This window comes from Kluyvera genomosp. 3, from assembly GCF_011765685.1.
Taxonomy (GTDB): Bacteria; Pseudomonadota; Gammaproteobacteria; order Enterobacterales; family Enterobacteriaceae; genus Kluyvera; species Kluyvera georgiana_A.
In genome coordinates this window covers 3,235,241-3,249,041 of sequence record NZ_CP050321.1, presented here as the reverse complement: position 1 = coordinate 3,249,041, position 13,801 = coordinate 3,235,241, and the positions used below count along the sequence as shown (strand labels likewise).

The window sequence follows — 13,801 nt, the reverse complement described above, 5'->3', positions numbered from 1 at the left end:
GGGGCCTTTGAACAAATGGGAAGAAGACCGATGAGATGGATAAACACCGTAGTGCCGCTAATCTTGTTCTCCGGCCTGGCCGCCGCAGCCGAAAGCGAGGAGCGAACTTTTCCTATCTGGGGCGACGAGGCGCGGGCGCGAGGCTATGCGATTCCGTTGCCGTTTGGCGTCAACCTCAACTATATGAATATGCGGCAGAATATTGATGTCCAGAGCATCAGTTTTTCGGGACTGGCGTTAGGCGATCACCCCATTCCCGTCGACATGTTCGATATTGATGCCGGGCACACGCGTGAGCAAAGTAAAACGGAAACGCTGCGTCTGGATATGTGGGTATTCCCATTCCTCAACGTTTATGGGCTGGTGGGGCACTCACGCGGCTCGTCGGTCTCGAACGTTTCCGTCAATGCGGATCCCTCGCGTTACCGCGGACTGGATCGCCTTATCGCCGGGTCTGTGCATCAGCTTTACGAGAGCGGTCAGTTGCAAAATATTGATTTCACCCTCGATTTCAAAGGCACCACCTGGGGAACCGGAATTACCCTGGCCGGTGGCTACCAGAACTGGTTCGCGCTGGTGGATACCAACTATACGCGCACCGATTTCGATATTCTGGACGGTAAGATCTCTGCCCTGACGGTTTCTCCGCGCGTAGGTTATCGCTTTAGTTTCGAAGGTCCGGTGGGGCCATCACATCTGAGTCTCTGGTTGGGCAGCATGTATCAGGATGTCCAGCAGGAGTTTAAAGGCAGCCTGGAAGACCTGAAGATGCCCGCCACGCTTCAGCCGCTGATTAACGCGGTGAACCAGAACGGGGAGGGACGATTTCGCGTCAAGCAGCGCCTCACTTCGCCATGGAATATGCTGGTCGGCACGCAGTATGAAATGACGCCGCACTTCAATCTCCTGACCGAGATTGGCTTTAACGAGCGCAATAGTTTTTTCATTGCCGGTGAATATCGCTTCTGATGAACAGCTGCCGCTTGTTGCTGACCAGCACGCTGATGCTGATGGCCCTGCCAGCAGGCGCGGTATGGCTCGACCAAAAATCAGTGGATGAATTGCTTTCATCGCTTGGCGCGGATAACCAATACGATCCTGCCAAAGGCATTAACTGGAGCGTGCTACCCGGCCCCTTTTATACGCCTGAACTGAAACTGGGCGTGGGAATGGCCGTCGCGGGGCTTTACCGCGTGGATCCCCACGATAGCCGCACGCAGAACTCCTCGCTTTCCTTCACCGGTTTTATCAGCGCCAGCGGCGCACTGGGTATGGGTGTCAACAATTATACCTTTTTTACCGATGATCGCTGGCGGCTGTTTGTCGATGGGGCGATAACCAAAGTTCCGACGGGGTTCTGGGGCATTGGCTACGACGCGGCGCAGGGGAGCGCTCAGGTTTACACCAATAATTCGGTACGTTTGCGTCCGGTACTGATGCGCGAAGTGATCGACAATTTCTATATTGGCGCCGGGTGGGATTTTTCTTCGATGCAGGCCAGCGTTGACTCGCCGCACGAAGGCGACCGATTTTCTCATTACGATGCATCAACCTCGCCGCTCTCTTCGGGGGCTACCGTCAGCGTTAACTACGACTCGCGGGATGTGGTGACGCGCCCGGAGCACGGGCAGTTTTTTAAAGCCGAGTATACCTGGTTCGATCCTTCCGTTGGCTCAGACAGCCACTTTACCGCCACCGAGCTGCAATATAACGTCTATCACCTGTTGAATGAAAAAGCGGTGCTGGCATTTGACGTTTGGGGGCGCTTTACTCGCGGTGATGTTCCCTGGGACATGCTGTCGATGGCCGGCGATGACCGCCGACTGCGCGGCTATTATCAGGGGCGTTATCGCGACAATGATGTCGTGAGCGGGCAGGTAGAATACCGACGAAAGCTGAACTGGCGTCACGGGTACGTGGTGTGGCTGGGCGCTGGCGCGCTGGGCAGCGATATTGGTGATTTAAGCCATCATCCGCTGCTGCCGACCGCGGGCGTGGGCTATCGTTTTGAGGTGAAACCCGCCATGAACATTCGGCTGGATCTCGGTTTTGGCAAAGAGAGCGCCGGATTTTATTTCCAGGTGGCGGAGGCATTCTGATGATGAAATGGCTACTTCTTCTTACGCTTGCGGTCACGGGCGCGCAGGCGAATGACATGCTTTTTCCTGTCCAGCAGGCGAGGAAAATCGCCCCGGTTGCCGCAAGCCTTTCGCCGCCGGAGTCACTGCGCCCGTGCTGCGCTTTTGGTCATGACCTGCACGTCAGAGCCGTTGGTGTACCGGTGCCGTTTTATCAGATTGGCAACGTGCTGACGTTAGACACGCTGGGCGAGCACCGTTACAACGACAGCGCGCTGGGGGCGGTGAAAAATCTGGTCGGGCTGAGCGATGAGCAGAATGGGCTTATCTATACTCATCGCGGTGGGTTTATTGATATTGCCCACGTGCGCGATACGGCGGATAACACTTTCTTCATCTTCAGCCAGCTCTACCCCAAGCTAGGCCAGCGCTGGCGCTATTTTTATAGCAACGAACTGGGAGTTCGCCGGTTGCAGTTGAACGCGTTCACCCCTCCGGCCTCAATGATCTCGCGGTATACCCTGGCGGCGTGGCTATCCGCTCATCTGGCCTTCGAGCTGGCACAGTGGCATGAGATCGCCCAGTGGTACGGTTTTGAGTCTGTCCCCGGGTTTCCGGAAGAAATTTCGGCATTCTCGCCGGAGGATCTCTACTCGAATCTCCTGGGCGCGCGAATGGCGATCACGGTGATATTACAGGGCAAGGGCCATTCCGTGGAGGCGTTCAACGCCGCCATGACCGATGAGCTGCATCGCGTCCTGTTGGCGTTAGATGTGGCGACGCAAAGCGAAACGGAGCAGAAATTCCGTGAACTCGATGGTTACTGGTGGAACAGTAAACGGCGGGTACCGGATAAATTCCTGGTGCTGAAGCGCAACTACAACCTGGAGAACAACCGATTACCCATGCCTGTGCCAGCTGAGAAAACCGCGCCGTACCAGCTAACGATGCCGAAAGTGGTTGAGGGGTATCAGCTGTCGCGTCTGGGGGCGCTGCAAATCTACCCCGGTGATGATATGCAGCAACTTCCGGCCCCCGCCTCCTACTACGATCCGTCTCAGTTCCAGGGGCTGGCCGATAAGGCGCAGGCGGCGGATAAAGTGCAACTTGAGCGCATTCAGAAGTAATCCGGCGATAAACACCGCGCATTACCGTCAGAATGTGTAAATTTTCTTTATTTATCAATTGCTCACATTATTCTTTCTGCAACGTTGCCACTGCCATCCGTGACAAAGGTAAGAATGCAGATGAAAACCCTGTTTCGGGCTTCGGCCCTTATCTCGTTGTTATCGCCGCTCGTCGTTTATGCCGCGCCTGAAGCGCAGACGGATTATTTTCAGCGTATCAGCTTTCATGCCCCCAGCACGCCAGGTTTTCGCACGGCCAGCATACTGAGCGCCGGATTTACCGGTGCGATCGTGACCATGAGCAGCAACCACGAGGCGTTGAATCTTAATGACGTGGTCTTCAGCTTTAATCACAGTTGGCTGAAAATCGATGCCCATCATGAAGGGCGGGTTACGCTGCGGATGGTACGACAGCCGCTGGCGCATGAAAGGGCGGGGACGTTGACGCTGCATAACCGTAAGAGCGGCAATTCCCAGCGCTACGACTTTACGGTCTCCACCTGGCTTATGGGCGACGGCGCGGTGGATGATAACTTTGTGCAGGCTCGTGAGCGCTGCGCGCGCCAGGGCGGGCGGCTGCTTACCACTCGCGAACTGAGGGACGTGTCCCGTAAATGGTTTGGTTTCAGTAAAGGCAATTTGCGTACGATGTATCCGCAGGCAACGCTGTTTAACGCGCAGGCGCGAGCCGGCGGCAGCTTCTGGGTACACGAAGCAAAAGCGCTGTACCTGCACACGGGGGTCAAAAGCCCCGAACGTGGGATTAACACCATCTGCCGCTACGAGTACGAAAATAGCGCAATATAATGCCGGGCCGCGCATCGACTATTATTTAACAAGGTCGGGAAATAAACGTTTGCCGGCAATAGCGCAATAATTGTTAAATATCACGGCTATGTGGCACAGATGGACAAGTTGTCAGATAAACCTCACTGTAAAATAAAGTTTTGGTAAGATGCAGTGACTTTTATGATTTTAGTTAGCTTACTTTTTCGTGTTGTATTTTTAGCCCTGGCGGTAGTCGTTGTCGTACTGTGCCTGCATGTTGATGTGAATATAATCAAAAATGGTCTGACCGAAGACTCATTCACTGAAATTGTTCAGGAAAGTATTCTCTTTATCATTATCATGGTGCACCTTGTACGCGGGTGGAAACACAGCGCAATGCGCCAGTGCAATATTCTGATCGCCGGTTTTTTCCTTGCCATGCTGATCCGTGAGCTTGACGCGGTGTTTGACCTCATCCGGCATGGGAGCTGGCTGTGGTTCGCGCTGGCGGTAAGCCTGGCGACCCTCTACTACGCATTTCGTCAGCCGCAACGGGTGCTGGCACAGCTGGCTGAATATACCACGACGCCGTCATATGGATTAATGATTGCCGGTCTACTGGCGATTCTCGTCTTTTCCCGTTTGTTCGGTATGTCGATACTCTGGCAGTCTATTTTGCAGGATGGCTACGTCCGTATTGTCAAAAATATGGTGGAAGAGGGGAGCGAGCTGTTTGGTTATATTATCTGTCTGATGGCATCGGTAAATATTCTTCCTGAACGTCGCAAATCCTGATGCGGAATATTTCTTTCCGTAAAAATTACCTGTCACGAAATTAACTCAATGATGTGATTCATCTCTTTTATGCAACGGTCTCGATGACGAGGCCGTTTCGCCTTACCGACAGGCGAAAGCAGGCGGAATCAATATTTCCCTTCATTGTTAAGCACGAAGTGTTTACCTTCCCGATATTTTCCTGTTTTTCTCTATCGCACAGTTAAAACCGCTGTCATGACCGCTGATGACGACGCTTTGTTCGTTCCGGAGCGCTCTGACGACCGCGTATGTTTTGCACCGCTTATTAATTGCAGGTAGGATGCTTCGCGGCGATTTTATCTCTACACAGAATGACGGGAAAAATCGCATTGATCGTCGTGGCTCGCGTTCCGTTCGCGACGACCTGAAATCTCCTTAAATCAGACAGGTAACAGGGAAAATGGAAACACAAAACACTCAAGCCGCGGAGCAACACGCGGCGAAAAGACGCTGGCTGAATGCCCACGAAGAGGGGTACCACAAAGCCATGGGAAACCGTCAGGTGCAGATGATTGCGATCGGCGGGGCCATTGGTACCGGCCTGTTTCTCGGGGCTGGCGCGCGCCTGCAAATGGCTGGCCCGGCGTTGGCGCTGGTGTATCTGGTATGCGGTATTTTTTCATTCTTTATTCTTCGCGCCCTTGGTGAACTGGTGCTGCATCGTCCTTCCAGCGGCAGCTTCGTCTCCTATGCCCGTGAATTTCTCGGCGAAAAAGCCGCCTACGTGGCGGGCTGGATGTATTTCGTCAACTGGGCGATGACCGGCATCGTTGATATCACCGCCGTGGCGCTCTATATGCACTACTGGGGCGCATTTGGCGACGTTCCGCAGTGGGTCTTCGCGCTTGGCGCGCTGGCGGTGGTGGGCACCATGAACATGATTGGCGTTAAGTGGTTCGCCGAAATGGAGTTCTGGTTTGCGCTCATCAAAGTGCTGGCCATTGTTGTCTTCCTCGTGGTGGGTACCGTCTATCTGGGCAGCGGCAAGCCGCTGGACGGCAATGCGACCGGTTTCCATCTGATTACCGACAACGGCGGTTTCTTCCCGCATGGCCTGCTGCCCGCGTTGGTGTTGGTACAGGGCGTGGTTTTCGCCTTTGCCTCGATTGAACTGGTCGGTACCGCGGCCGGCGAGTGTAAAGATCCGCAGACCATGGTGCCGCGCGCCATCAACAGCGTGATCTGGCGTATTGGTCTGTTCTACGTCGGCTCCGTGGTGCTGCTGGTCCTGCTGTTGCCGTGGACCGCCTACCAGGCGGGGCAAAGCCCGTTCGTCACCTTCTTCTCGAAGCTGGGCGTGCCGTACATCGGCAGCATTATGAACATCGTGGTCCTGACCGCCGCGCTCTCCAGCCTGAACTCGGGCCTGTACTGCACCGGGCGTATTCTGCGCTCGATGGCGATGGGCGGATCCGCGCCGAAGTTTATGAGCAAAATGAGCCGTCAGCAGGTGCCGTATGCCGGGATTATGGCCACGCTGGTGGTTTACGTGGTGGGCGTATTCCTCAACTATCTGGTGCCGTCTCAGGTGTTTGAAATCGTCCTGAACTTCGCGTCGCTGGGGATTATTGCTTCATGGGGCTTTATCATGGTCTGCCAGCTGCGTCTGCGTAAAGCCATTAAAGAGGGCAAAGCCGCTGACGTCAGCTTTAAGCTGCCGGGGGCGCCGTTTACCTCCTGGCTGACGCTGCTGTTCCTGCTGAGCGTGCTGGTGCTGATGGCGTTTGACTACCCGAACGGTACCTACACCATCGCTGCGCTGCCGCTGATTGCTATTCTGCTGGTCGCCGGTTGGTTTGGCGTTCGCAAGCGCGTGGCGGAAATTCACCGCACCGCGCCGTAATCTCTCCTGCAGGCCTGATAGTGAACCTATCAGGCCTGCTTTTCTCAGAACATCCGAAAACGGTATTCAATAATGGCTTCAGAGGACAGCGTCTGCGTGCGCGTATAGTGGCCGTTAGTGAGCACCGGCGTTTTACCGCTGGTTTTATACGACCAGCCGGGGCCAAACATCAGCCAAACCGTTAAATTCTTCAGCGGCGGCGCGGAAGGCGTCCAGCGGGTAAAGGCGCTAATTTCGCCGGTACGTACGTGGTTATTCTTGTAGTTAAACTGCGCGATATTTCCCGCCAGCCCGACAGCTAAATCCGGCGTCAGTTTATAGTCGGAAATATTTGCCAGCACCAGTTCGCCATCGCGCATATAGTCATCGCCGGCATAGGCCATTGAGATAAATGTGCCGCGTGAGTTTTTACTCATATGGCGGGGATAGAAGCCGACTTCATTCTCTTTTTTGGCACTGGTATAGCCCACACCCCATTTCGTACTCCAGCGGTCGGCCTGCCAGCTGGCGTCGATGGCGAAATGCCAGGCGTTATGATCGAAGTCGCGTTTGCTGGCGGGCATCGCCAGATAGTTATCCAGCGCTTCGGTTGCATAGATTTGCGTGCCGATATTCAAACGCTCGACGGGCCGCAGTTGGGTAAACAACAGATGCCGGCGCAGATAATTTTCGCTCTCACCGTAGCCATATTGCGCGCTGAACAACTGGCTGTTCCACAACAGTTCGCCGCTCGCCAGATGGTTAATTTTCTCTCCGGTATTGGTCTGCAACTGTTTTTTATCCGGCGAGTTACGGTCCATTGAATTCTCGATATAGGCGCCGCGTAGCGTCAAATGCTCATTGCTGATGCCGCCGCTAATTCCCGAATAGGTGGTAGGCGAGAGGCGATTGGAGGTGGAGATAACGCCGTAATTTTTCAGTACCTGCCAGCCCCAGCGGGCGTTCAACTGGGTATCCGCAACGTTATATTTCAGCTTAATATTACGTTGGCCGAATTTTGAATATCCCTCGGCGTTGCTTTTTTTATTACCCTCGCCGTTATTATACAGTACGCCTCGGGAGTTAAAATAATCACTGGCGCCTAATTTCACTGCGCCATAATAAACGGCGTCAACGCCAATGAAATCGGCAAAATAGCCCGATTGGTAATCCACCGCCACGCCCTGGCCCCAGGCATTGTGCACGTGTGTGGGGTTTGCATTCTCCTCCTTCAGATATTTCCAGTAATTCTTTAATGACAGGGTCATCGACGAATCACGAAAAAAAGCGTTATCCAGATACGCGTATTCATTTTGATTGTCGGCGGCCCATGCTGACATGGCGCAGCCTTGCATCAGCATAAGCAATGCTGTTGCTAATGGTGTTATTTTCATGTGTGATCCCAGAATAGATTCGCGGGGGCAAGAATCCCCGCGGTATTATCAATGTAGATATTATTTTTGATTATTCAGACGCTGTTTACCGGTTTCGACGTAGTGCAATGAGCCAATTTCCGGCACGCTGTAGTGACCGTTTTTATAGATAATTTTGACCACGGCGGCGTTAGCCAGCGGCTTATTTTTGTCTGGCGAATCGGTGAGATCGGAGATCATAATTTGCATCGATGTGCCCGACGAGATAGCCAGCACGGTTTTATCGCCGTTCGCCTGCGCCTGCTTGACGATAGTCGCCAGCGCGGCCTGGGTGCGGGCTTTTACCTGCGCATAGTTTTCTGCCAGCCCTTTCGGGTCGGCTTTCGCCAGCGCGTCCTGTGAATCCTTCACGGGCAGGGTTCCCGCCTTCATCGCCTGGAACAACGCGGCGCTATCGGCTAATCCGAGCGCGTGTGCGCCGGCTTCCGCCATATCTTTATTGAAGCCGCCCTCAAAACCGCCAAAGAAGGCTTCACGCAGGCCGGGAAGCTCATTGAGCTGGTAGTTTGCGACCCCCATTTGCTTGAGAATGACCGCCATGGTTTCGCGCTGGCGTCCCGCGTCGCTGGAGTAATAGCGGTCAAATGCGATCCCTTTTAACCCTTCGCCAAGATAACGGGCGACCCGGACGCCATCTTCGGTCAGCGGCGTATCGGCCCAGCCCTGAACGCGATCGAAGGTATTAAACAGCGTTTTACCATGACGGGCAAAATAGAGGGTGACGGTATCATCGTGGGCAGAGGGGGCAATATCTGCCGCAGAACAGGTCGCCGCGCTGGCAAGCGCCATTAAAGCAATCAGCCATTTTTTCATTGGGTATCCTTTTTATATTTTTAATTAAAAACAAAAAACCCGCGCCCCTTCTCAATCATCAAAATAGCATGCTTGAGAAATGACGCAGGTTTTGCCTGTTGCAAACAGTAACAATCCAGTTTTGCCGGACAATAGCACCATCAATTTTAAATGGCAGTAATTATTTTATCTCGGGCTTATATTTGTGATCGCCTTCAAGTCTTTTTTTTGGATGATTTAGTCAGGTGATTTTTTCTCTGCTTAACCAAAGAATGGCTTATGCGTGAAATTAAAACAGGGAGGATGTCAGCTTAATCTGGCATGATATTATGATGCTGGTCACAGAAAAGGAATAGCCCCTCTGGATCTTGAGCGGCTTAGACGGTACTTTCTCAGCCATCTCAGGATTGTTACTGAAATAAGGCAAAACCTAAGACACTTGTTGCTCTGCATGGGCGGCGGGTGTCTTAGGTTTTTTTTTGCTTGTCATAAGCACCTGTTCCCCTTATCCGAGGAGTTACGATGAATCTACTGAAAGTTATTGCCCCGTTGTTCGCTATATGCGCTTTTTCTGCTCAGGCCGGAGCGGCACCGCTGAAAATATTGGTCGTCAACGATGATGGCTGTGAATCGCCGGGCAGTACATCGCTTCAGGATAAACTTAAGGCAAAAGGCTATGATGTCTGGATGGTCGCTCCGGCCACGAATCAAAGCGGTATTGGCTCGGCCATTACCTTCAAAACGGGAAAAATCTTTGATGTGAAAAAGGTCGCCGAGCAGCGCTATTGCTTCCCGGGCACGCCAGCGGACTCGGTCGATTTTGGACTCCATGGCCTGCTGAAAGAGGCCGCGCCTGATTTAGTGATTTCCGGCGTCAACGACGGCCCGAATACCGGGATGGCACAGGTGAATTCCGGAACCGTCAGCGCCGCCGCTCGCGCAGTTCGCTACGGCGTCCCGGCCATTGCCGCCAGTATTGGCTATCGGTTTACCGACGAAGAGATGAAAAATAAATGGCCAAGTACGCATAAATACTGGCCCGACTCCGTCGATTATGTCGTTGGCGTTGTGGATAAACTGAATAGTCAGCGTGTGAAAGGGCAGCCGTTATTACCTGCGGGTACCGGGTTAAGTATTAACTATCCGGCGCTGGCGTCGGCGGATATTAAAGGCGTGCGCTATGTCGATAATCAGCGTTTCCCGGTCGCCCAAATTGGCTACGATATTCTGCCCGACGGTACGGCGAAACAGACGATGAATCCGCAGTCGCTAAAACCGGTACTCGACGACAGTGATTCTGGTTGGCTGAATAAAGGCTATATCACCTACACCATTTTCGATGGTTCATGGAATGCGCCGCAGTATGAAGCCCAATATAAGGCATTGCTGAATCCCTGAAACGTGGCGGGTGGCGATGGTCATTAAAAGCTCATTGCCAGCCCTACGCCATAGCCGCTGGTGCCGTTGCCGAACATATAGCGCGCCACCAGCCGCGTTCGGGTAATAAAGACCGGGTACTTGCTGCTGTCCATTTCAATGCCCAGTCCCACCGAGCTCAGGCTATCGAAGCCGAGCTTGCCGCGCTGCTCGCCGAGGTATTCGGTGTGCGCGCCCTCCAGCACATAGCGCACCGGGCTTTTCAGCAGCGTCCAGTCGAACAATGGCGCACGGCGGCGCAGATACAGCCCCAGATTTTGCGCCGTGGCGCTTCCTTCCACGGCACGAGAGGTGCTGCCGAAGGTTTGCAGATTCATTCCCGTGTAGCGCAACTCCACATCGATATCCTGCGCAGGGGAGAGAAGCTCATAGTCGAGCATCAACGAACCGCCCAGCCCGTAGGCATTGAGTCGGCCGCCGTCGAGGAAATCGTAATCGGCGTTTTTATGCCGCTCCAGCGCCCAGGCACCCACGCGCAGATCGCTGGCCATGGTGCCGAGCATGACGTTGGCGATGGGACGCAGCACCAGATTGCCGCCCCAGCGGTCGCGGTGCAGGTTGAAATCCCAGCCGATACCGCCGGTGGTGGTCAGGCTGTTCCATTTGGTAGGAATACGTCGGCTCTGGTCGCCGTCGCTGATCACAAACTGCGGATCATAACGGCTGTAGCCCAATGCGCCTTCCAGATACAACGGAAAGGACTCCCCCATGGTGGCGCCGCCGCCGAACTGGGTAATGGAGAGCTCGGTTTTATCATCGGAACCGGAGCCAATATTGAGATCGCTGGCGGTGATATCCGGCACGATCATAAAGCTCATTAAGGTCAGCACCGCGTCGGCGCGCTGCTTGATCCGCTGGCCCTCCGCCGCTACGGCATCCGGGCTGAATGCCAGCGACGCGAGCAGGAGTAGGGTGATGCCGGGATATGCTGCAATCATGGCGCGAGCAGCCTCAACCAGAGAAGATAGATTAACTATAGAGCAGGATTTCTTGCTCAGCGCAGCGGTGGAGCAGACAAAACCTTACACTCACCCCCTTGCGGATCATTGAGTATTGTTTATGATTCGTCGGTCCTGATTGATTGGGTGAATAATGCATAATCGTCCGCTGGTAGCAAAATGGCTGTTGATGATGACCTGTCTGGCGATGGCTATCTGCCTGGTCCAACGGGCTGTCTATCTGCACCATTTTCTTGCGCAGGCCAGCAACCCGGTTCAGGTCTTCTCCAGCCCGGCGACGCCGGAAGCGGAACTTGGCCCGTCGCCGTGTCAGCTGAGCGCCAGCTCGCTACTGTGCGCCCAGCCGATGTTCTTTGACGGCGCGCTCCCCGCCGTTATCCTCTTCCTGGCCCTGATGCCGCTGTTTGTCGAAGTGCGCGCGTTTGTCTTTCGCGACGTGCCACGGCGACCGCCAACCTTACGAATACACCTCAAAAACTGCGTTTTCCGTGAATAAAACATCGCCGTCTTAGCGATTAAATTTTTCATTTACGGAGAAAACACATGTTGAATATCTTCAGGGGATTCCTCCTCCTGTTGCTCAACTGCGCGGGCATTGCCCACGCAGCGGATAGCGGGTGGTTAACTTCCCCGCAAAACGATCACGCCCGCATTCGTTTCCAGGCCGAAAGAGGTGAGGGCCGAGTGTACGGTCTGCTGACCGTTGAACTTCAGTCCGGCTGGAAAACCTACTGGCGCTCGCCGGGGGAAGGGGGCGTTGCGCCCGAGATAGTCTGGCAGAACGGCGAGAAGGCGCAGTGGTACTGGCCGGTACCGTCGCGCTTTGACATTTCCGGGCTCACCACGCAAGGCTACCACCGGCGGGTGGCGATTCCGATGATCATCACCGGGAACCTCGGGGATACGCTGGCTGGAACGCTCACGCTGTCCACCTGTAGCAACGTCTGCTTGTTAACAGACTACCCGCTGCAACTTAATCTTAATCATCCCACCGACGAAACCTTCCAGGACGACTTCGAACAGGCGATGCGGACGGTTCCGGCCAGCAGCGGCGTTTCCGCCGATCTCAGCGCACATCTGGCAGGGAAGCAACTGGTGATTAGCGGAACAACGCCAGACGAATGGCGCTCGCCGGAAATCTATTTCGATCCGCTGGACGGGGGCATTCTGCCCGGAGAGCCTCAGGTGCAAACGCGCGGCAAGGCGTTGACCGTGACCGTACCGGTCACCGACGAATGGGGTGAAGTCCCCGCGACGCTGGCGGGGAAAACGCTCTCCTTTGTGCTCACCAATCATGACCGGGCGCAGCAAACAACCCTCACGGTCGGCCCTGATAGCGCTGCATTGCACGATGACACGGCGACCGGCCTGAGCCAGATGCTGCTGTTTGCGCTGCTCGGTGGTCTGCTCCTCAATCTGATGCCCTGCGTGCTGCCGGTGCTGGGGATGAAGCTCAGCGCGGTGCTGCATGCCGGTACGGACAGGCGCAAGATCCGGCTGCGCTTTCTGGCGACCAGCGCGGGGATCCTGTTCTCCTTTGCGCTGCTGGCGGCGATGGTCTCCGCGCTGAAGCTGACGGGGGCGGCACTCGGCTGGGGCATTCAGTTCCAGAACCCGTGGTTTATCGGCCTGATGGTGGCCGTCACCTTTGTGTTTGCGCTCAATCTGTTCGGCGTTTTCAACGTGCTGCTGCCATCGACGATGACGGGCAGAATGGCGACGGCAGGGGGCAACGGTACGCTGGGCAGCTTCTTTGAAGGGGTCTTTGCCACGCTGCTGGCGACGCCTTGTTCGGCACCGTTTCTCGGTACCGCTGTCGCCTTTGCGCTGGGCGCACCGCTGACGACGCTGTGGCTTATTTTTATCGCGCTCGGTATCGGCATGGCCCTCCCGTGGCTGCTGGTGGCAATGGTGCCGAAAATCGCCTTGCTGCTGCCGCGCCCAGGACGCTGGATGAACGGGGTGAAAACGCTGCTCGCATTGATGATGCTGGCCTCCAGTCTTTGGCTGGCGACGCTGCTTGCCCAGCATATCGGCGACAGAATCAGCGGGGTTATGGTGCTGACGCTCACGCTGCTGGCGCTGTTCGCTTTTATCTTCGTAACCAAACGTCGGGGAGCGAGTTTCTTTGTGGTTCTGGTTTTGCTGGCGGCCTTAAGCGGTTACCAACTGCATGGGATCCTCCTGGCTTCGCCTGCGCCCAGGGCTGAAACGGCGATCCGCTGGCAACCCTTGAGTGAAGCGGCAATTGCACAGGCCGTCGCGGACGGGAAGCGGGTCTTTGTCGATATCTCGGCAGACTGGTGCGTGACCTGCAAAGTGAATGAAATACGGGTATTGAATCAGCCGGAGATTATCGCCGCGCTGAATGCGCCTGATGTGGTAGCCCTACGCGGTGACTGGAGCCAACCCTCAGATGCCATCGCTGCTTTCCTGCAAAAACGTAACCGCTTCGCCATCCCCTTCAATGAAGTCTACAGGCCGGGGCAAACCACCGGCGAGATCCTCCCGCCGCTGCTGGACAAAAAGATCCTGCTGAGCGCCCTGAACCCTGTTAAAGGTGAATAAC

12 protein-coding genes are annotated in these 13,801 nt (G+C 55.0%); 9 read left to right on the top strand and 3 right to left on the bottom strand.

The features are described 5' to 3' along the window. Positions 1–30: 30 nt before the first annotated feature. The 6 genes from GY169_RS15405 (at position 31) to ansP (ending at position 6,632) form a co-directional block, all read left to right on the top strand. Positions 31–969: a porin family protein gene (locus GY169_RS15405; RefSeq protein WP_163448593.1), complete on the top strand. Its 939-nt coding sequence runs from the start codon at positions 31–33 to the stop codon at positions 967–969. Beyond that, on the top strand, positions 969–2,099 hold the full coding sequence (locus GY169_RS15400; RefSeq protein ID WP_167576266.1) for a BamA/TamA family outer membrane protein: 1,131 nt from the start codon (positions 969–971) through the stop codon (positions 2,097–2,099). Before GY169_RS15405 ends, GY169_RS15400 begins: the two co-directional genes overlap by 1 nt. Then, complete coding sequence (locus GY169_RS15395) at positions 2,099–3,205, top strand: DUF4056 domain-containing protein (RefSeq protein WP_167576265.1); 1,107 nt, start codon at positions 2,099–2,101, stop codon at positions 3,203–3,205. The genes GY169_RS15400 and GY169_RS15395 overlap by 1 nt, the downstream gene beginning before the upstream one ends. 120 nt (positions 3,206–3,325) lie before the next feature. Next, positions 3,326–4,012, top strand: coding sequence for a hypothetical protein (locus tag GY169_RS15390; RefSeq protein WP_167576264.1), 687 nt, complete (start codon positions 3,326–3,328; stop codon positions 4,010–4,012). A gap of 162 nt (positions 4,013–4,174) precedes the next feature. Further along, a complete protein-coding gene (locus tag GY169_RS15385; RefSeq protein ID WP_163448601.1) occupies positions 4,175–4,768 on the top strand; it encodes a transporter in 594 nt (197 codons plus the stop codon). Positions 4,769–5,189: 421 nt separating this feature from the next. After that, on the top strand, positions 5,190–6,632 hold the full coding sequence (ansP, locus tag GY169_RS15380) for an L-asparagine permease (protein ID WP_163448603.1): 1,443 nt from the start codon (positions 5,190–5,192) through the stop codon (positions 6,630–6,632). 44 nt (positions 6,633–6,676) lie between these two features. Here ansP and GY169_RS15375 read toward each other — a convergent pair whose 3' ends face one another. Next, positions 6,677–8,005, bottom strand: a complete 1,329-nt coding sequence (locus GY169_RS15375; RefSeq protein ID WP_167576263.1) for an OprD family outer membrane porin — start codon at positions 8,003–8,005, stop codon at positions 6,677–6,679. Positions 8,006–8,065: 60 nt separating this feature from the next. Continuing rightward, positions 8,066–8,857, bottom strand: coding sequence for a histidine phosphatase family protein (locus GY169_RS15370; RefSeq protein ID WP_163448804.1), 792 nt, complete (start codon positions 8,855–8,857; stop codon positions 8,066–8,068). 501 nt (positions 8,858–9,358) lie between these two features. Here GY169_RS15370 and surE point away from each other — a divergent pair. Continuing rightward, positions 9,359–10,234, top strand: a complete 876-nt coding sequence (surE, locus tag GY169_RS15365) for a 5'/3'-nucleotidase SurE (protein WP_163448803.1) — start codon at positions 9,359–9,361, stop codon at positions 10,232–10,234. Between the two features lie 23 nt (positions 10,235–10,257). On the opposite strand, the gene GY169_RS15360 is transcribed toward surE, so the two are convergent. Next, positions 10,258–11,211 (bottom strand): hypothetical protein, encoded by a 954-nt coding sequence (locus GY169_RS15360; RefSeq protein ID WP_167576262.1) that lies wholly within the window; start codon positions 11,209–11,211, stop codon positions 10,258–10,260. Positions 11,212–11,365: 154 nt separating this feature from the next. On the opposite strand from GY169_RS15360, the gene GY169_RS15355 reads away from it, so the two are divergent. Next, complete coding sequence (locus GY169_RS15355; RefSeq protein ID WP_163447887.1) at positions 11,366–11,728, top strand: hypothetical protein; 363 nt, start codon at positions 11,366–11,368, stop codon at positions 11,726–11,728. 47 nt (positions 11,729–11,775) lie between these two features. Beyond that, complete coding sequence (locus GY169_RS15350) at positions 11,776–13,800, top strand: protein-disulfide reductase DsbD family protein (protein WP_167576261.1); 2,025 nt, start codon at positions 11,776–11,778, stop codon at positions 13,798–13,800. Position 13,801 lies beyond the last annotated feature (1 nt).